Source organism: Ruegeria sp. MALMAid1280, from assembly GCF_049195285.1.
GTDB lineage: Bacteria > Pseudomonadota > Alphaproteobacteria > Rhodobacterales > Rhodobacteraceae > Ruegeria.
Genome location: NZ_JBMIRT010000059.1, coordinates 1,023,226 through 1,041,850, shown reverse-complemented (window position 1 = coordinate 1,041,850; position 18,625 = coordinate 1,023,226). Strand labels below are relative to the sequence as shown.

General features: G+C 53.8%; 17 protein-coding genes. 4 read left to right on the top strand and 13 right to left on the bottom strand.

What is annotated here, in order from left to right; genetic code table 11:
* Window positions 1-755: 755 nt before the first annotated feature.
* The 10 genes from ACOQFT_RS22045 to ACOQFT_RS22000 form a co-directional block, all read right to left on the bottom strand.
* Window positions 756-1,172 carry a hypothetical protein gene (locus ACOQFT_RS22045; protein ID WP_421599969.1) on the bottom strand — a complete coding sequence of 139 codons (417 nt, stop codon included), beginning with the start codon at window positions 1,170-1,172 and terminating at the stop codon, window positions 756-758.
* 150 nt (window positions 1,173-1,322) lie between these two features.
* The gene (locus ACOQFT_RS22040) at window positions 1,323-1,736 is read right to left on the bottom strand and encodes a hypothetical protein (RefSeq protein WP_421599968.1); all 414 of its coding nucleotides are present in this window, start codon (window positions 1,734-1,736) and stop codon (window positions 1,323-1,325) included.
* Window positions 1,737-1,748: 12 nt separating this feature from the next.
* A complete protein-coding gene (locus ACOQFT_RS22035; RefSeq protein ID WP_421599967.1) occupies window positions 1,749-2,126 on the bottom strand; it encodes a hypothetical protein in 378 nt (125 codons plus the stop codon).
* Window positions 2,127-2,299: 173 nt separating this feature from the next.
* Window positions 2,300-3,688: a hypothetical protein gene (locus ACOQFT_RS22030; RefSeq protein WP_421599966.1), complete on the bottom strand. Its 1,389-nt coding sequence runs from the start codon at window positions 3,686-3,688 to the stop codon at window positions 2,300-2,302.
* 2 nt (window positions 3,689-3,690) lie between these two features.
* Window positions 3,691-5,445: a hypothetical protein gene (locus tag ACOQFT_RS22025; RefSeq protein WP_421599965.1), complete on the bottom strand. Its 1,755-nt coding sequence runs from the start codon at window positions 5,443-5,445 to the stop codon at window positions 3,691-3,693.
* 307 nt (window positions 5,446-5,752) lie between these two features.
* Window positions 5,753-6,301, bottom strand: coding sequence for a helix-turn-helix transcriptional regulator (locus ACOQFT_RS22020; protein ID WP_421599964.1), 549 nt, complete (start codon window positions 6,299-6,301; stop codon window positions 5,753-5,755).
* Between the two features lie 131 nt (window positions 6,302-6,432).
* Window positions 6,433-6,807 (bottom strand): hypothetical protein, encoded by a 375-nt coding sequence (locus tag ACOQFT_RS22015; protein ID WP_421599963.1) that lies wholly within the window; start codon window positions 6,805-6,807, stop codon window positions 6,433-6,435.
* A complete protein-coding gene (locus ACOQFT_RS22010; protein WP_421599962.1) occupies window positions 6,800-7,372 on the bottom strand; it encodes a hypothetical protein in 573 nt (190 codons plus the stop codon). Before ACOQFT_RS22010 ends, ACOQFT_RS22015 begins: the two co-directional genes overlap by 8 nt.
* Window positions 7,373-7,443: 71 nt before the next feature.
* Window positions 7,444-8,052 carry a hypothetical protein gene (locus tag ACOQFT_RS22005; RefSeq protein WP_421599961.1) on the bottom strand — a complete coding sequence of 203 codons (609 nt, stop codon included), beginning with the start codon at window positions 8,050-8,052 and terminating at the stop codon, window positions 7,444-7,446.
* 64 nt (window positions 8,053-8,116) lie between these two features.
* A complete protein-coding gene (locus ACOQFT_RS22000) occupies window positions 8,117-8,941 on the bottom strand; it encodes a hypothetical protein (RefSeq protein ID WP_421599960.1) in 825 nt (274 codons plus the stop codon).
* A gap of 509 nt (window positions 8,942-9,450) precedes the next feature.
* On the opposite strand from ACOQFT_RS22000, the gene ACOQFT_RS21995 reads away from it, so the two are divergent.
* From ACOQFT_RS21995 to tnpC, 4 genes are all read left to right on the top strand, one after another.
* Window positions 9,451-9,798 (top strand): hypothetical protein, encoded by a 348-nt coding sequence (locus ACOQFT_RS21995; protein WP_421599959.1) that lies wholly within the window; start codon window positions 9,451-9,453, stop codon window positions 9,796-9,798.
* Window positions 9,758-10,708, top strand: a complete 951-nt coding sequence (locus ACOQFT_RS21990; RefSeq protein WP_421599958.1) for a hypothetical protein — start codon at window positions 9,758-9,760, stop codon at window positions 10,706-10,708. The genes ACOQFT_RS21995 and ACOQFT_RS21990 overlap by 41 nt, the downstream gene beginning before the upstream one ends.
* Before the next feature lie 166 nt (window positions 10,709-10,874).
* Entirely contained in the window at window positions 10,875-11,204 is a 330-nt protein-coding gene (gene tnpB / locus ACOQFT_RS21985) for an IS66 family insertion sequence element accessory protein TnpB (RefSeq protein WP_421599957.1), read from the top strand.
* Window positions 11,205-11,258: 54 nt separating this feature from the next.
* Window positions 11,259-12,794: an IS66 family transposase gene (tnpC, locus tag ACOQFT_RS21980; RefSeq protein WP_421599956.1), complete on the top strand. Its 1,536-nt coding sequence runs from the start codon at window positions 11,259-11,261 to the stop codon at window positions 12,792-12,794.
* Window positions 12,795-12,958: 164 nt separating this feature from the next.
* Here tnpC and ACOQFT_RS21975 read toward each other — a convergent pair whose 3' ends face one another.
* From ACOQFT_RS21975 to ACOQFT_RS21965, 3 genes are read right to left on the bottom strand one after another with little or no spacing between them, the layout of a single operon-like run.
* Complete coding sequence (locus ACOQFT_RS21975; protein WP_421599955.1) at window positions 12,959-14,773, bottom strand: AIPR family protein; 1,815 nt, start codon at window positions 14,771-14,773, stop codon at window positions 12,959-12,961.
* Window positions 14,760-15,779: a PD-(D/E)XK motif protein gene (locus ACOQFT_RS21970; protein WP_421599954.1), complete on the bottom strand. Its 1,020-nt coding sequence runs from the start codon at window positions 15,777-15,779 to the stop codon at window positions 14,760-14,762. Before ACOQFT_RS21970 ends, ACOQFT_RS21975 begins: the two co-directional genes overlap by 14 nt.
* Window positions 15,766-18,615 (bottom strand): Z1 domain-containing protein, encoded by a 2,850-nt coding sequence (locus ACOQFT_RS21965; protein ID WP_421599953.1) that lies wholly within the window; start codon window positions 18,613-18,615, stop codon window positions 15,766-15,768. Before ACOQFT_RS21965 ends, ACOQFT_RS21970 begins: the two co-directional genes overlap by 14 nt.
* Window positions 18,616-18,625: the final 10 nt, after the last annotated feature.

Here is an 18,625-nt window from a genome sequence, read left to right as displayed (position 1 = left end):
GATTGGCTTTTTGGTTTCCATTGGGCGTGTTTTCATTTTCTCCTCGCGCCTTGTTTGCGTGTGAGGAGGAAGTAGGAATGGCCGCTCAGACCTTGGAGAGAGGTTTGAATCCCCTCTTGCAGACGCCAAAGTCGGAAAAATAAAGTCGCATCAGAGTTTTCTGCGATTTATTTTTACCGAGTTTGAAGTGCTCAGAATTACCTTTTTTCGCTCGGATTTTTTTGATTTTTCATCTGTGTTCGGATGGTGCTTCGAATGCGTAAAATTTATTGAAAACAGATATTTATAGGTTGTCCCCGGTGGCAAATTGCCAACTATAATCGCATGAAAAACACCAGAAACGTTAGTCGTATTTTTCCGAACTTGCATAGTATTTTTCTGGTGATGATGATCCGATCGGCAGAGGTGAGGCATCAGAATTTTTTGTAATAAAAAAGACAAATAATTTTTTTGCTGCTTTATTTCGCAGAAATTTTCTTGAAGATGAAATTGTAGTCGAATTTCCGAGTTTGTTTTTATGGTAAATACTCGCAGGTTCGGCAGCGCTGTCATATAAATGGTTATTTATCAATTGGTTGGTAATTTTATTTTAGACGGAAGATCTATTTTTCGGAGCAAACAAGGCCACGAAATTTACCGAGTTCTCCCATCCTGTTCGAACAGAAAGCATATCAAGAGCCAGAAAGAGTTTTTTTTGGATTTTTCTTTCATGCAGCTCTTGAATCTTGATGCGCGCAATACCTGCCGCCTTCATCTCACGTATTTCGGAAGCTCATCAGCACCCTTTTTGCCGTCATTCGGTCCACAACTTCTTGACGCAAACGGCGAAAAGCAAGATATTGCAGTAGAAGGTTCAGGACTTCTTGCGCCTCATCAGTTTCAATGACCTTCAGAACGCCAGCGCGGCTGTCCAATTCAAGGTAGCGACGTCCGGGCAGCGCCTCGAACCAAGCAACCAGTTGTTTCTCGACTTCATCGAGAGCGTCCTCATCATCAGAATTGAACACATCGTTTGATTTCAGCCGATCGACTGTTTGTAGTGTCTCTTGCGTTGAAGCAGCTTGATTGACCAGCTTTGGATAATCGCCCCACGCGGTACCAAACGCGCGACCAGCCTTCACGGCAGCGACGGTGATTTCGTCCAGATCATCCGGCAAGTTGTTTTGTCGCATAGATTACTACCTCTATGTTCCTGTCAGCACCCTCTGCAGAGCGGAAAATCTCAAACAAAGTTTCATTTTGCGGTATTTAAGTTTTTCGCAGAGCCCCGCCGTTTCCACATCGAGGCTCTGTCGACTTTTCGTGAGCTTTCTAAAGCTGCGTTAGTTGCCCATCTCTGCAGCGACTTTTGATGCTCTGCGACGATCGAGCACCCGCTGCCGGGCATCCCTGAAGCCTTTCCAGCTTTCCATCAGTCGACGAAACCGCTCCTGCTCGGCCAGAAAGATGTGATCGTAGCGGGTATCTTCGCGAACAGCGTAATCGCCGTAGCCGTCCTGACAGGCGTTCAACGCGTTGATGAGCACCTGTTCGATCGAAAGCCATGTATCGTCATCGTTGAACGAGAACAGTGTTCCCTCATCCAGGTGCTCGAGTGCAATTGACACCGAACGCTGCATTTCAGGGTCGACTTCGGGGCCGTGTCGCTGCCATTCTGCGTAAAAGCTTCGCGCGGCGAGAATGGCCCGGTATACGACGATTTCGAACGGCGGCAACTCTGGCAGATCTTTCGTCATGATGATCCCTCCTCACGCCGCCAGTTCGAGTTCGAACACCGGCAAGTCGGCCTCGGTGTCCACCGCTCGCATGTGATCGAGTAGAGCGTCGGACAGAAGGCAGAGCTCTTCGACGACAGGGTCGGCGGGATCGATATTAGCGAACAGCGCTGTCTCGATCCGCTCCGGATCGCCGACATTCTGCAGTGTCAGCAATTTGTGCATCGCCACGAGGTCGAGCTTGGCGCGCCGCGTTAGCGACCGCTGGGTCGCCAGGTGATCGATGAGGAATTGCACCCTCCTCAGGGCAAACTGCCCACCGAGCAAAAGTGACGCGTTCTGCAACGCCTCGTTGTAGTCCTGGATGAAGGTGAGAAGGGCCTTGGTGGCCGGAGTGCCTTGTATTTGCATTGAGATTTCCTCAGGGTTTGCTGCCGTCTCCTCGGACGACCAAGACGCTCTGCGGTTGTTGTTGGTATTCTCATGTCATAGTTTCTTTCCGTGTTTCGTTTCGGGTGCGCCGTTTGCTGCGCGGTCTCACCAAGAGGACCGCGCAGAAAATGGAGACAACCTGAAGCGAACTTTCAGATCAGTTCGAAGAGTTTGAGATATTCAATGTCTGGAATCTCAGCCAGAGATGCCTGCCCCTTAAGGCGCAGCGCTTTGGCGACAGTGTCATCCTGGTAATGCTTCTGTGTCTGTGAAGAGTTTTGGCCGCAGGTTGCCAGCGCCATATCAGTCCCGGCCGGACCGAGCTCGATACCCAGAAAAGTGTGCTGGATCGTGCGGGCGATATGCTCACCAGTTCCATAGACTCGACGCCAGCAATCGGAAACGTAATTGTACCCCACGCCCTCCCCATCTGATCGGATGAACAGCGGCCTGCTCGATCGAAGGCACTCTTCCCGCATGTGCTCGAGCCAGATCTTGTCACATCCGCGTAAGATCAGGGCATTGATGAAGACATTGAGGCGTGGGTCGAATTCCGCGCTCCAGGGTTCCTGGTTTTTCGAAATCTCTGCTTGAAGATGATATCGCCCCTCTTGCCACAGCACGTTTTTCCCGAAGACGAGGCGGGTATCGGCAAGCCGCAACGGTAAGTTCGAAAACAGCGCGAGCGCCGCTGCTGTGTTACGCTGGGCATGGCGCGATTTGGGACAGGTCAAAACCGATGCCTCGCTCAAGAGCTTCGAGGCTTGATTGACAATCGCGACCGGCGAATAGCCAGTATTCTGAAGCTTCTGGTACTTCTTCTTCGGCGCTTTGTTAGCTTTTTCTTCATAGATACGAAGGAGCTCGGCCAGGAAGTCGATTATTTCCTGATCGGCGGCAACATAGCGAGCACATTTCTGCACGGCTGAGAAAGAGGCCCGCAATGTTGCAGGAGATAGGTCTCGCGCGCGCATATCACGGCCATAAGCACGCAGCGCATGAGGAGAGAACGCCGCTTGGAGCCCAGCTTTTTGCGCGGAGAAAGCCAACTGACGCAGTTTCATGCGGTATGTCGGGATCATTCTCAAAGACGGCGCCATTACGCCGTTTCGGTCAAATCCGGCCTCCATATCCGTCAAGGCATCCTTCCAGATTTGCGGCAATTCATCCGCTGGAATGGACTTTTCAAGCCGACGATGCCTCGGCCCCGATGTTCTCGGCATGCGCGTCGCGGCTTCTTTCCGGCGGATCGCATCAGTCAGGACCAGGATCGCCGGCTGATCCGGGAAAACCGACTGCATTCCATGCTTTAGCCGGCGAAGTCGGTTGGCTGACTGGTAAGCCTCGTCGAAAGACAGAAAGTCAGAAACCCGGAGCGACCAGATCGAGGTGATCTGGCGCTTTTCTATGAAGGCGAGGAAGTCATCGAGAATTCGGAGATGGTCGACGGCCACCTTCGATATGTCGAGTGTAGCGATGATCGGATCCCACCGCGCATGTTGCAGGATTTCATTTTTTTTGCGGCGATCAGGTTTCTTCATGGTCACAGCTCCGACAGGTCGAGAATGAATTGCTGGACCTCGGCAATGGCACGGCGTTTGTCGACCCAAGCGTAGTTCCTGCGGATAGTGATAATCGTATCATCCAGCAGTCGCTCGATCAGATCCCAACGACCCGGGTTTCTTTGGATAAGCAGCGATGCCAAACCGTGACGGAAATTGTGTGGCGTCATTGGCAAACCTGCAGTTCGAGTTTGGCGTTTGAACCATCCGAGGAAAGTTTTGTAAGGAAGTGATCCTTCCACCTTGATACCCGGAAAGACAAACTCGTTTTTGTCAGCATCCGGATAAAGTGGTCGGATGACTTTGAAGTACCACTCGATGACCTCCAACCCACTGAGGTTGCCACGTTTGATGGGAGCCCAAATCTCCACATCATTTTTCGTGTGGTCCGGCGACAGGGTAATTGTCGCGTGATCCGTTGTCGTCGTCGGGAGGTGGAATGTGATACCACCTCCTCGGCATTTAAGAGCCAGAGCGCTACCGATGCGGATTGGAGCGCCACGAGTCTCGAGTGCACAAAATGCAGCAACGGTTCCGATTTCGCGGATCTTCTGAATCTCTCTCGTGGTCAATTGCTGCCGTTCAGCAGTGAGTTTCTCGATCATCTCGTGCGCTTGATTGCGCAGCTGCACATGCAACGATAGGAAGTCCATTGTGAGCTTTTGCGAGCCAAGCAAGGTTTCACAGAAATCGCGTGCCCTGGCGGACATTTCCTTGGCTTGCTTCTTTCCTGATTTCAGAAAGCTGTTTGCTGCGACATGCGATTTGATTGCAGCCGGACAGACATCGTTGCGTGCCATCAGCACATAGAGGCTCTTCATATAGTCATTGGCGGTTCGCGCCGTGATTTTTCCCTTTCCGTCCGAATTCCGCGTCCAGGCTCGAATGACAATTTCAAAATTGTCTGTGGTCATCAGATCGGAGAGCCTGGTGTCTGGCGAGATCTCGACTTCTTCGGAAACGGCAAGAGTGCTGACAAATTTTCTCAGCGCGCTGGTCTTTTGGCCGACATCACCCGTTGACGGTGGTTCGGTATACTCCCGCTCGATAGGATCGAACTCGCGCTTGGCGGCGTTCTCCACCCATGCCTGGATCTCCTCGCCGATACTATCCGGAATACCCGGCAGAATGTTGTCGCGGGATGGCTTCTCCACTGCATAAGGTTGATCCGGAAGAAACGGTTTGAGTGACGATAGACACCTCAGATCGTTCAACTGGCGAAGTGCCCGCTGCATGGTTTGCCATTCGTTGGAGTCAAGCGTCGGACGTTGTTCTGTCAGCCATTCCTGGCTCACCTGGTCCGGACGCTTTCCATATTGCCGCGCAAAATCCGCCAACTTCCGGATCGGGATCAGAATTTGATGCGGATACACTGCGTCCGGCGGCATTCCTGTCATCGGCTCGATAATCTTGATGACGCAAGCCCATTCATCACGCCGGGACCGTCGCTCTCGCTCTTTTTTAACCTGGCCCGTAGCTCCCTTGATCGCAGCAATCACTTTGCGCCGCCAAGCCTTGTAGGCCTTCTCAGTTTTGAAGTTTCTGGGATTAAATCCATGTAACGGAAAACGCCGTTTGAACTCCGTCAGGTTGACGGGGATTTCTATCAGCTGACGATTGTCCAGCAGCCCACTGCAACGGGCTACTGGCGAGGTGTAATCGTTCTTATCGTTTGCGATGGTCCAATCCAGAACATCTTGCATGGTCATCTGTGTGATAGGTGTGAAAAAACTCATAAAGGCCTCTTTTCTTGTCCGCTAAATGACAAATTGGCCGTTTTCCGAAAAACCGAAGTCGAAAATGACAATTACCTGGAGATTTAACACTCCCGAAAATCTGGGGGCGTTTGTCATTTTGTCCGACACCGGTGTCATTTGTCCGTTGGACGACCAATTTCCTGCCCAGTTGTCATTTTGTGCGGGTTGATGATGAAACTCGGGCAGTTTTGCGCCCTGCGAAATGACAAAAGAAAACCTCCTTTCCTGGCGCAGAAAGGAGGTGGGTCTGGGTTGGAATTTACGGAAAAAATGGTTTGTTTGGTGCCTACAGTTTCGGCGGAGGCCCCATGAACAGTGCCGCCGCAGTTTGGGGAGCACTCAGGGGATTAGTGTCTGCATCTGACTTCCGACAGTGTTTCGGCGCCCTGCCCTTCGGCTTCTGCTCGATGAAGGAAAGGTTCTTGCCACACCTCTCAAATTCAATTGGATCACCGTAAAGCCAGGATTGTATTTCCGCAGCAAAATAAATCCGCTTCCGTGGTCCAAGGTCGATATGTTTGGGAATGGACTGATCCCGGTGCATCCCATCCGCTCTTCGGCGCGTCGTTTTGGAACTTTCCCCGAGCAAGGCCGCCACCTCGTCAAGCTTCAACATCGGTTTGTATAAATCCGTGGTGTCCACAACGCTGGTCATGTCCACACCAAGGGCCAGCCAGATCCGTTGCCATGGGAATCCAATTCCACGCTTGGGAACACCCATGCGCGCCATGATACCCGGTATGTCGGCTCGGCTGGTTCTTAAGAATTTGACCAGATCTTCAACAGTGGCAAGGTTGCCGGTTGCGATGCCGGCCGTTTTTTTCGTTTCGGTCAAAGTCTATCTCCCTGCTGCTCAGCAGGGAGGTGGGTTCACAACGCAAAACAAGGAAATTTGGTTTGGATCATTAGGCCGCTCAGAGGCAAAGCCGGGGTCCAACCGAAACCAAGGCGACCCAACGGGCTTTTTTAATCGCCTTGCTCAGTCCCTTCCCTCAAAACCCGCAACATCGCCACTTTTTCGTGTGCGCTTGCCGGCTCTGGTCTTAGATATACAGAAAATGCGTCGCAACGCTCGTAGCGAACCGGCACTTCGATGCGATGGAGCGCGTCTTCTACAAATTTCCTGGCCGATTCAACCACGCTTTTGTCGCTGTGCAGGACCACAAAAAATGCGATCGTGTCGTTATCAAATCGGGAGCAATGCTGTTCGAAAGTGACATATGCACCGTCGAACCGATCTCTCACGATGTCATGCAAAATCCGCAGTTTTTTCGCACGTTCTTCGATTATCGGTCGGTTGCGCTCAATGGCTTCTGTATTCAATGTGATGCCTTCAATCATGGATTCCCCTATTCAGGATTCTCAGCATTGCCACTTTTTCGTCGGCGCTTGCTGACTCAGGTCGTAATTCAATGAATGTCGTTTCTCGCAACTCGGCACTGCGAACATGAATGCCGATTTTGGGGAGTGCGGCTTCCACAAAATCTCGTGCGGGATCAGTTTTTGAGACTATATACGCCTTGTCGAATTCCCCGCCGTATGCGGGCATGTAAAAGACATGAAAGGCCGAGATTTCGTAGTATTTTGAGTTGTGGTGCTGCTCGAACCAGACGGTGCTACCGAATTTGTCTTCGACGATGTCTGCAAGAACACGTAACTTTTCGGCCCGGCTTTCAGATGTTTGAGTGTCTCGACCGCGAACAAGATTTCCGTCTTCATCCAAGCCGACGCCGAGACCAAGCCAGCGGCGATTTTCATAAAAGGCCTTCGCTTCAGGCGTCAGGGTTGCAGTTTTCTCCATAAATGCATCAAGCCAGACTTCCTGTTCATCGGCGGTGAGATCATCTGGAGACAGCTCTGCGTGGAGAGCTGCTTGAATACGTTCTGGAATTTCTTGTTCGCTCATACGGGAATTATAGTGCGGTCGCGCCACAAAGCGCAAATCCGCACCGTCACTACACCGAATTTCAGCCAGCGCTACGCAGCTTTAGCAGGTGCTAATTTGGCAAGGCCTTCAAATACCTTCAGTGCCTTTTCCTGAGCCTGAACGGTGGCCAAAAGCTCACGTATTCGGATTTCTTGTTCCCGACTTTCATCTTGCAGCACATCTATCTTGGACCGAGCCCTGTCGAGATCATCTTGCACCGACGTCAACATCCCTTCTTTTTGGTCATGGCTGTGCTCGAGATTTCTGATGCGCGCTGACAAGGCGATGATCTCTGTGTCCTTCGAATGGACAATTGCGAAGGCATCAGCCCGGCTTTCATCATACGCGCGGGCTGCAATGAGGAGATATTTTTCCTCTTCCGCCGCCATTGCAGCTTTTACCTGATCCCCGATACTTTTGGGAAGATTGCGAAGCAGTTCCGTCTTTTTCCGCTTCTCCAAATCTCCGACCATGTCACCGATTTTCCGCTGCAGTGAATCCGGGCGCGGCGTACTTTCGATACCGAAAACGTCGGTGAAGTAACTTGCCACTGATTTCGCATCGGGCACCTGCCCCGCTGTCCACAGCGCTCCGACAGCAGTCTCAAGTTGCTTGTCCGTGTAACTCGCCTTTGCGCCACGGGTTTCTTTCTTTGTCATCTTTGGTTCCTTTGGGTGGTCGGCAATTGCCAAATCAATTGCCCAATGTTTTTTGACGAATTGTTTAAGCCGCCCGCTTCAGCTGGCGTTTCTTCGCAGGAATGAACCCGGGCACCTTTTCCCTTACCTTCCTGAAGATCTCCTCGGCCCCAAGCTGCCGCATTGCGCCGTTCTCATAGAGATAAACCCTTGAGTTCGGGGGGAACTTGTACAGCGCCCAACCAAACCAATTGGTATGCGAGGTCCGAGTTCGGATAGTGACATTGGTGACATCGCCCAGGTGTGAACGGGCGGTCCCAACGACAAACGAGGTGCCCTCATCACGCCCCCATTTGTCAAAAAAACGTTCAAGACGTGGGCGGAAACGCTTCCAGTCGATGTTGTTACCCCGCTTTGGAACAGCTTTAAGTGCATGGCAATCAAACTCGGGCGCCTTCATTTGACGGGTCCGGGTCAACTCCGAGACAAACTGATGTTCCAGCGATGTCCGGCAGGCGGCGATTTCCTCCAGGGAAAGAAGAACATACTTGTCTCGGTCAAGTTGTGCCTCGACAATTGCCCTGTCCAACGTCCACTTTATCGATCTGTTGCCGTGAACAAGTTCAATATCTGCAAACCAGCCGGTTCCCGACAGTTCTTCCACCGCCGACGCACATTGCTTTTTCCAATCACGGCCACTCAGGCCGACGATCTTGCGGAATTCTGAGAGTTCAGCCCATGACTCTGTCTGCTCCGGAAGATCGCAATAAATGTCGTGCCAATGTTCTTGGAATTCGTGTTGAAGTACGATCCCCAACATGACGCGATAGCTCGGCACAGATAGGTTCTGATGGATGAGCTTGTAGTAGAGCTGCCAGGATAGCTGGACCCTTGGGTTTTTGACAAACATGGATGTCCCTTTTCTTGTTGTAGTTGGGACATGAGAATTCATCGTTGAAAAAAATAGGGGCGGGTTTGACTCCCAAAGGCTGGAAAAATCCCTCCGAATTTTCAGCGCGTTTGCAGTTCAGATCCATGCAACACGCACGAGGCAAACCATCGAGTGATGGGCTTGAGACGTTGAAACACACTGCTATCTAATGCTTTTCTTTCCTGAGAATTAACAGAAACGGTAGAAATGAGAGAACCAAGAGAAACCTGAGAAAGACGGATTCAGCAAAACGCTTGGCGCACTTCTTGACACAGTGCACAAAACGACAAATCCGTTCTCGGGTTTCCTTCTCGGTATGTAGTCGAGAGACAGATCCACCGGAATTACCTCACTTAGGCGCTAAGCCCAAATGGCATTGGCTGACTGAACACTTCTCGCCAAAATCGTCATCTGTGCGAGTTGGATTCACTTGCAGTTGTCAACCTCTCCTGCTTTGTTGACCGAAAACAGTAACAATGTTCGCAGCTATGAGCTTTTCCGACCAACCCATTCTGAATTCATCATATTCCTATCCAAACAAGCACTGGAAACTCGATGATGATGTGCACCCAACCGATAGGGAAAATTTGACCAGAATAAAATTTACTCTCTGGACGGCATTGCCTGGCGCGTTGTGGGCAACCAAGGGTTTCCGCGGCCATGACGCCATGCTCAAAACGAAAGCCACATGCAACAAGTGGATCCCTGCCGAAAACAGGCCGGAGCACTTCGGGTGCCGGGGCTTTGTCGAAATGCGGTCCATCTGTGATTTCAACGAGAACCTCGACAACGCTATTGCCTCCCCCTTCTCAAACAGAAGAAGCTTGCATGACTGATATTAAGTTTGGATGTCTCGAAGACCTCCCCCTGCGTGATGCTTGGAAACACGAAGCGCACTCCTTCACCCCATGGCTCGCGGATAACATCGGTCATCTGTCTGAAACGATTGGCATTCCTCTCGAGCTCACAGGGACCGAAGTCGCTGTCGAGACTTTCTCCGCCGATATTCTGGCGCGCAATCCGATGGACAACACGGTCGTCCTGATCGAAAACCAGTTGGAGACCACGGACCACACCCACTTGGGTCAGATCATGACCTATCTTGCCGGTCTTGAAGCTCAAACCGTGGTTTGGATTGCTCCAACCTTTCGGGAACCTCACCTTTCCGCCATCCGCTGGCTGAATGAACACACCGCCGATGGGTTTTCTTTCTTCGCGGTACGGGCCCGTGTGGTTCGCATCGGCAACAGCCCTTATGCGCCCATCTTCGAGGTCGTTGAAAAACCCAATGATTGGGACCGCAAACTGATGCCAAAACGCCGCGAAGCCAAAGGAGACAGCGAGCTTGGGGACATGCGCCACGCCTATTGGTCGGCCTATGCCCAGCATTATCCAGAGGTCGAGGATGTGGTGTCTCGCCTCAGCTATTTCTACTGCAGCCCTGCTTCCATGCCCGAAGTCACGATCAGTGTCTGGATCGGCCAGAAATCGGGCGGCGTGTTTGTCCGAGGAAGATATGGAGAGGATATCTCTGTCCTGACCAATCAACTGACCCCGCATGCCGAGTGGCTGGAACAGAAATTGGACGCAACGTTCGGCTCAGGAAAGTCACTGTTGGGAAAAAAGCGTCCCGGCGGCATCTCGGAACATTCCACTTGGCAAGGGCTCATAGACTGGCAGGAAAAAACACGGCAGGCCTATCTCGCCGCCTTTGAGGAACTGGCTGCCAGAGAGGCCGCCGGATGACCACGGTAGAGCACTGCAATAGGCCGCATACCTGTTCCCGTCATCAGACATAGCCGCGCTGGAACTGGGGCAGCGCATGTAGCCATCGTCGATTTAGTCGATGATGAATGAAGAATTCATGCGAACAGCCCTTTGCTGAAAACCCCTAAACGATGATCGCTCAGAGGTGAATTCGCACGGAAGTTCAAACAGGATCATCCGGAAAGGCCATGACGGGCTGGCGGCGCTGGTGAAGAACGAGTTGCGCAAGGAGCCGTTCACAGGGACAGTGTTTGTGTTTCGCTCCAAGCGAGCTGACAGGTTGAAGCTGCTCTATTGGGACGGCACCGGGCTGGTGATGACCTACAAGCGGCTGGAGGAAACCACCTTCACCTGGCCTGCGATCAGGGACGGGCTGATGTCGCTCAATCACGCTCAGTTCGAGGCGCTGTTTGCCGGGCTCGACTGGCGCAAGGTGAAGGCTCTGGCGGCGCGCCCACCAACTGCGGCGGAGTGACTCGGACCCCGCTTTGCGAAGGCGCTCTGCGGGTGGAAATGGTAAGCCTTCCCCATGATTGATGCGGCTGATCTTCCCGACGATGTGGCGGCTCTGAAGGCGATGATCATCGCGTCAGACGGGCGTGAGCAGCGTCATCAGGACCGTATCGTCCGGTTGGAAAAGCTGGTGGCCGACTTCAGGCGCGTGCTCTTCGGATCAAAATCCGAACGGGTTGATCCTGACCAATTTGAGCTGGCGCTGGAAGACATCGAAGCGGCAACGGAGGCGATCCAGGCAGAAGAGGAAGTCGACGACCAGCAGGCAACGGGCAAACCCCGTCCGCGCAAAGCCAATCGTGGATCGCTGCCCAAGCACCTGCCGCGTATCGAAAAGGTGATCGAGCCAGAGAGCACGGTTTGCGGCTGCGGTGCAGAACGGCATGTGATTGGCGAAGATGTCAGCGAGCGGCTCGATGTCATTCCGGCCCAGTTCCGGGTGATCGTGACCCGCCGTCCGAAATATGCATGCCGGTCGTGCGAGGAAGGGATTACCCAGGCGCCCGCTCCGGCACACCTGATCCCCGGCGGTATGCCGACCGAGGCGACAATTGCCCATGTGATCGTCAGTAAATACGCCGATCACCTTCCCTTGTATCGCCAGGCACAAATCTACAGCCGTCAGGGCATCGATCTGGATCGCTCCACTTTGGCGGCCTGGGTGGGTCGCGCGGGCTTTGAACTGCGTCCCGTCTTTGACGCGCTAATGGCTGACCTGAAATGCTCGGGCAAGCTGTTCATGGATGAAACGGTTGCCCCGGTACTCGACCCCGGTCGCAAGAAGACCAAAACTGGCTACTTCTGGGCGCTTGCCCGTGATGACCGGCCATGGGGCGGGGAAGATCCTCCCGGCGTGGCCTTCACCTATGCGCCGGGGCGGTCCGGCCAATACGCGGAAGACATTTTGAAAGGCTTCACCGGCACCCTGCAAGTGGACGGATACGCGGGTTATAACCGCCTGCTCAAGCGTCAGGGAAATACGATCCGATTGGCCTACTGCCGGGCACACGCCCGGCGCAAACTCTTCGAGGTCGCCAAATCCGGCAAAGCAACCCCGATTGCTGACGATGGCCTGATCCAGATCCAGGTTCTCTACCGCATCGAAAAGGACATCCGGGGCCAATGTCCAGAGGATCGAAAATCGGCACGCCAGAAGCGCTCAAAACCGCTGATCGGTCAAATGGAGAACTGGCTCAAGGAAAGCCGCGCCCGCGTCTCCGCCAAATCCCCCATCGGCGAGGCCCTGAACTACATCTCCAAATACTGGGCAGGTCTGACCGAGTTCCTCGACGACGGCCGCGTGGAACTGGACTCAAACTCCGTCGAGCGGACAATCCGACCGATAGCTCTGAACAGAAAAAACGCACTGCTTGCCGGGCATGACGCCGGTGCCCAGAATTGGGCAATCCTCGCGTCCATGATTGAAACCTGCAAGATGAACGCCGTCGACCCTCATGCCTGGCTCACACAGACGCTGACCGCCGTCGCGCAAGGGCACAAACAGTCGGAAATCGAAAGCCTCTTGCCATGGAACTATTCCGCCAACGTGTGATGGGCGCCCCGCTTACGGAAAAGCTATGTCGGCCACCGCATAAGGAGTGACCAGAAAGGCACCCCGGCGGCCACCTTTATCGTCGCGCCACGCTATACGGCCCACGGATCAGAGTGTTGCTTGTTTGGGCACACATCCAGTATGGCTGACGATCAACACACGGGTCAAACGTCCTGCAACTGCCGAAGTTCCGGAGCCATCTCCGTAATGTCTGGGTAGGACGCGGCTTGAACTGCTTCCCACGTCGCTGACCGCTTTGCCACCTCCGAGAATTGTGCGCCTGCGCCTATTCGATTGAACACCGAGTTCACTACGCAAGCCCAGTCCCACAAGAGACGAGACAGCGGTCCTGACGTATCTTGGCGCTGCCAGATCTGCATCAGGTCGATCCTGCTGCCTAAACGTTGCCCCACAATCGCTACGGTATAACTCGCAATGTTGACGTAGCCCTGCTTGAATATCTGTTTGGCATCCCTCGTTTTGATCTGCTTCTCGATTGCCTTGAACAGGATCACCTTGGCGATCATTTCTTTATACCACGCAACATCGAGGGTCTCGGGAACGATCTCCGGCGTTTCGTCGAGGGCAGACATGAAAGCCGCAAAGTTCTTCTCCCCGCCTAAGGCCACTTGGTTCGGCAACCCACGCCAACTCTCGTGGTACTTGGCCAGATCGTTCTTTGTTAGCTTCCGCCTCGTCGGGATTATCGCCTGCAGACGTTTCTTCTGCGCCTTGGTGCGACCGTCCCGCAACATGGCCACAGCATATGCACCCGCTGCACGCTCGTAGAACCATCGCCCGGTACCATCTGGGCACCACGTGTCATTCGCCAGCTTTTCAAATTGGATGTGGAAAACACGGTTTGCAGAAAGGTCGGAAGTCTTAACTGCAGTTTGGCTGTTGGCGAATTGAGAAATCCGTGAGATTAGGGTCTCGCGTCCCTGATCCTCACCTTCCCGGAGGATCACGATCTTCGCTGGTATCATTACGCGCGATAGGTCGAGGCCCCTATTGTCGCGGCTTGCGAAATAGATCGATGAAGTAGTTTGGCCGCCGTTCACGATCTGAAGCCCCTTCAGTAACGAGATACCGACCTGCCCGTCTTGGGCTTGCGTCATGCTGGCCTCATCACAGACGATCACCAAGCCGTTATTGTAGGCGAGAAAATGCCCTGGCTCGTCTCTGAGGGTCTGCGCGATGCCAGCATTCACTTTCTTGCGGGTGCCAAGGAAGGATCTGACATTTGCCTCGAGAAGTGTAGTGTTGAACCGCTCGTAGAGTGCACGCAGAACTTCCGCCGGGATGGCAGTCAATGCGTAATCGTAATCGGCACAGGGATCCGCCACGTGGACGCATGGCAAAGGCCGCCCAATCGCCTGCTCAAAACTGATTGCAATCTCGTCACGAGGTTTACCCGTCGTATGGCGAAACAGGCGCTCCATATCCATGGCTTCCACCTGAATCAGGCGACCTTCCACCTCTCTTGGCGAGAAGTGTTTCGATTTCGTCTGCCCATCGGTCAGAACGATAACCCGCAGTTGATCCAGATCGTGCCAACGACGCTCCAAGGTCTCAACCAGTTCCAGTACTGGGCTCGTCGGATCCAGACGCCCGGAGAGCTTGCCCGCTCCGGCATTGGCCGCGAAGGTAACTGCTGCTTTTGCCACACCACCGACTTCGGAATCCCGTAGTTGGGTCAGGTGTTCGGTACCAAGGTAGTGTGTCAAGAACAGATCGATCCGCGTGTCATCTGCAGAGATGCTGAACCCGGAAATACGCAATTTCGCACTTCGGATCGTCCCTTCCCAATGGCAGACCTCGGGTGCTTCGGAAATGCCTGCCGCGCTCACGTCATCCATAGCGAGTTCTGCGAAGATTAGCTCTTCTTGGGGAAATACCTCATCCGGATTGTTGGCCCGCTCGGCCATGACACCCTGAACATGATTTCGGAATTCCGTGTGAAATTCAGACAGATTCATCGACCGTCTCTCCAAGCATCTGGATCATCATGTCCATGGATTGCAGCTCACTATCGAGGCTTTCTATGTCGAGATCGTATTTCGCATTCCTAATCTGGCACGGCAACGTCTCGCGGCGCAGACGCGGGAAACCGTCCTCCACCCGAAAACACTGCACTTCTCCCGGCAGAAGACTACGCGTGTAGCGGTCCGCATGTTCATCCATGTAGCGCGACAGAAGGAGTAGCGCCTCAAACTGCTTGCGCACGCCTGCCCCTTCCATGACCTCGCGCAGGCGGTTTACGAATTGGGTCAGGGTTTCGCCTGCCTCGTCCTCGGAAAACCGGATAGCACAAAGGTACAGGGGCCAGCGTTCTGAATCCAGCTGGTCAATGGAATTAATCAGTGCGACAAAGCCTTGCGCCTTAGCTGTGCTCTTCACCTCGATTGCACCGCTGTTGACATGGAAATCCTGCGCGGCCTTCAACGGTCCTTGCCAAGTGTCAAGTGCCACCAGTGCAGATCCCATGTGTTCGACCAATGCCTCCAGCACGATGAGTTCACCCATCAACCCAGCTTGTTTTTCCGTCGACAGAGGCTTGCGGCGTTGGTTCGACATAAACTCCTGCCATTCGCGAACCCGGACGAAGAAAGCGTCGAGCGTCGCTCGCGGCGTGACGCCACCGAGGTGCTCGAGGTGACGCAGTACGTTTACCGCCATGAGCGCGAAAAGCTCGTGCGAACCGTCGATCAGACGCACAAGTGCAATAGCCTCTCTCCCTTCCGAACCATCGTGGGGCGGCACCCGTAGTACGTCAAACCCACCGCCACCAGGGAGCCGATCGGTAGGCCTAATCGTCCCGACTGGGAAATCCACGACGATGGCTTCACGGCTGCCCGGAAAACTGCGACCAGCATGAAAGATTACAGCACTATTTCGGTGAAGTGGTGATAGCGCCCACTCCTCGCCCTCGACATCCTTCAGCGCCCGCCATGTTCGAGCCAAGCCCTCTTCACTCCACGTCATCACGCATTGCCTCCCAGAGCACAGAGTTCGCCATGTAGTCCGCATCCCGTATTCGCAGTTTCGATGAACTCCCCGGGAACGAGAGCGACCATGCGAGAACCGGGTTTCTCCCCTGCAGTGCTGGACAGGACGATTTTTCCGGGTCCAGCAGATACATAAGCAACAGACCCCGTTTTCGGTCAGCTTGGAGACCCAGACCCTCGTGGCCGAAACCCAGAACATGCCGGATGGCTGATCCGCTGGGTTCCTCTGGCGGGCCTTTACTCTCATTTCGTTCGGCATCACCGCGCCATATCTCACGGGTTCGCGCAAGCGCAGCCTCATACTGCACTCGGGTCAGATCGATGGCCTGATCACGCGGGGAGATTAGAGTTTTGATGGAGTATCGGTCCGAATGTTCTCCGATTGCCGCGCGCTCTAACATGCCAGCTTCTATGCCAGCAATTTTTTCCATCTTGCCCTTCGAAGAGCCGACCAGCGCAACCGTCCACTCCGTGAGTTCTCCCGTGGAGCTCATCCTTTCGATGAAGTCTGCAAGCATAGGTGGAACTACACGATAAGACTTGGGGTGCGGCTGATAGCTTCGGAGAAACTCGACGACAGCGATCGCAGGTACCTTGCGCCAGAGAGCACCATTCCAATTTTGATTGTCTTGAGGATATTGCTGATCTTGCAATGGATGCGCCTTGCCTGCGGCGGCAAGGAACCTCGTGCCGACCTTGAAATTTCGCTCATGATTCTCATCGATCGGGAAAGCCACGGTTTGCATCAGGCTACCCGAATAGGTCAAATGCACAGGTTTCGCGGACCGCATTTTTGCCTTGGATGTCACGGTTAGCGTGTGATGCGACAGCACCCGCAGGCCGAATTCCCTCGGCGTTGCCTTGACTGCGGCCATGTTGTCGAATTCTTCACGAAGCTCTTCTGCAGCGTCGGCAATGTGGCCGAACCACTCAATCAGATCGCTTGACGTATAAAGTCGGCAGACGTCGAGATACTTGTCTCGATACCCGAACCATCGCCCCATTTGCATGAGCGTATCGTACATCTTGGTAGTGCGCATGAAGTAGCTCGTGCAGAGTCCTTCCAAGGTCAGTCCGCGCGCGAGTTTGTCGCCGCCAATGGCAATAACTTTCAGCCCCTTATTTTCGTTCTCGGCATAGTCCAGAGCATCCTTGGCAGACCCGTTGATTTCCCGAACTTCGATATCCCCGAGTACAGATGGAAGAACGGCACGGACTTGGGGCCAAGTCACATCTTCGCCCTGAGGCACTTCCGTAAAGGCATTGCGCACGCGTGCCATGTCCGGATGAAAGCGAAGCTCAAAATCCGTCTGCATTTGAGCATCGAGTTCTGTCAAATCTATGTTTCGTTCATACCGCCTTTTCATATGGCGGACGAACTCCTCTACCTGCGACACGATCTCGTTCTGAACCGAAGTGAATCTCGAAACATGGATTAACATGGAGCTGTGTTTGCTACCTTGGCCACGCACCTTGCGCACGGCACAGGCAAATATGAAAGAGCGGATGGCCTCTTGCAACCCGTTGGGAAGAATGCGTTCCCCACCGATCCGAGGACGCCATCCATTCTTGTGGGTCGGAGGCATCCACTCCAAATAGTCGTCATCGTCAAGCGTACGCGCCAGAGGCAAATCATCCGGAATGGACGAGGCAGAACCGAAAACCCGGCCTGGACCGATGTAATTCGTCGGCGCTCCGAGGCTGGTTATGAATGCCGATGGGAACAGGTCCGGTCCGTGCTCAGCAGTGGCATTACGTTCGTGGATGAAGATGTTCGCGAAGGGCGTGGCCGTATAACCGACGTAGGCCTTGCGTGAGAAGGTGTGAAGCACGCGTCGAATGAGACCGTTTAAGGCTGTAGGCGAGTGTTCGAGATCGGGCTTTCCATCGTCCCCGACGGGCACTTCACCCGTGTCCACCGAGCCGTGATCAGATTCGTCGTCGATGACAAGCGCCGGCAAGGCAGTTACAACCTTTCTCCCTGTTTCAGGGTCAACTGCATCGGCACAATGATTTTCCAACCAGTAGACCAGCCGTTCAAGAACATTCTTCTGCTTCTTCACCACGAAAAGCCACGGGCGTTCTTCGGGTTTCACATTCAACTTACGGGACGTCGCTGTGTCGAAATCCCCCTTGTCCGAACGGTTCGTCGCACAGTTCGGCTGTGAGTACTTGTCCTTGTCGATTTGGCCGACGCCGACCAAAGGAAGGTGATCCACATTAACCAGAGTCGCGTACCCGAGGAACCCTTCATCGAGGCGAATCTGCGTTTGCGCCCGCAGGTTGTTGTGCAAACCTGCCAGCACAATAATGATCTTGTATCCCGCATCCGCCGCCTTGCAGATCAACCCGGTGTAGCTTCCTGTCTTGCCTGATTGCACATGACCCACGACGAGACCGCGACGATCCCAGCTGCCAGTACGCAGTGGATCTTCGAGGTTTCCCAGAATCTCGTCCGTCGACTTATCCAGCGCATCCAGTGCTTTCCAGGGGAGTTTTTCCTCCATGTATTCTGAATATCGGCGCCAATAACGCCAACCCTGCTTCCGATCCGCGTCCAACCAAGGTTCATGCCCCTCGGTACCAACCAGGGACGCGTCTTTGCCGATCCCGTGACTGGAACGTCGGATCATCTCGTCGATCACGGCTTCACGGTCTACATTCTCAAACAAATCTGGATCGATCATCTCGACCTTCCGTAGAACGCCGTCGATTAGGTCTGCCGTGACGAGTTCTCCAGTCTTTTCTATCTGGCGACGAACGAATGGTTCACTGGCTTTCAGAATGTCTGCAAAATCTCTACTCTCCGACATGGTCGGCTGC

Coding starts and splice junctions, on each gene's coding strand:
- ACOQFT_RS22045 (WP_421599969.1), bottom strand. CDS start 1,172: ATGCGACAAAACAACTTGCCGGATGATCTGGACGAAATCACCGTCGCT.
- ACOQFT_RS22040 (WP_421599968.1), bottom strand. CDS start 1,736: ATGACGAAAGATCTGCCAGAGTTGCCGCCGTTCGAAATCGTCGTATAC.
- ACOQFT_RS22035 (WP_421599967.1), bottom strand. CDS start 2,126: ATGCAAATACAAGGCACTCCGGCCACCAAGGCCCTTCTCACCTTCATC.
- ACOQFT_RS22030 (WP_421599966.1), bottom strand. CDS start 3,688: ATGAAGAAACCTGATCGCCGCAAAAAAAATGAAATCCTGCAACATGCG.
- ACOQFT_RS22025 (WP_421599965.1), bottom strand. CDS start 5,445: ATGAGTTTTTTCACACCTATCACACAGATGACCATGCAAGATGTTCTG.
- ACOQFT_RS22015 (WP_421599963.1), bottom strand. CDS start 6,807: ATGATTGAAGGCATCACATTGAATACAGAAGCCATTGAGCGCAACCGA.
- ACOQFT_RS22010 (WP_421599962.1), bottom strand. CDS start 7,372: ATGAGCGAACAAGAAATTCCAGAACGTATTCAAGCAGCTCTCCACGCA.
- ACOQFT_RS22005 (WP_421599961.1), bottom strand. CDS start 8,052: ATGACAAAGAAAGAAACCCGTGGCGCAAAGGCGAGTTACACGGACAAG.
- ACOQFT_RS22000 (WP_421599960.1), bottom strand. CDS start 8,941: ATGTTTGTCAAAAACCCAAGGGTCCAGCTATCCTGGCAGCTCTACTAC.
- ACOQFT_RS21995 (WP_421599959.1), top strand. CDS start 9,451: ATGAGCTTTTCCGACCAACCCATTCTGAATTCATCATATTCCTATCCA.
- tnpC (WP_421599956.1), top strand. CDS start 11,259: ATGATTGATGCGGCTGATCTTCCCGACGATGTGGCGGCTCTGAAGGCG.
- ACOQFT_RS21975 (WP_421599955.1), bottom strand. CDS start 14,773: ATGAATCTGTCTGAATTTCACACGGAATTCCGAAATCATGTTCAGGGT.
- ACOQFT_RS21970 (WP_421599954.1), bottom strand. CDS start 15,779: ATGACGTGGAGTGAAGAGGGCTTGGCTCGAACATGGCGGGCGCTGAAG.
- ACOQFT_RS21965 (WP_421599953.1), bottom strand. CDS start 18,615: ATGTCGGAGAGTAGAGATTTTGCAGACATTCTGAAAGCCAGTGAACCA.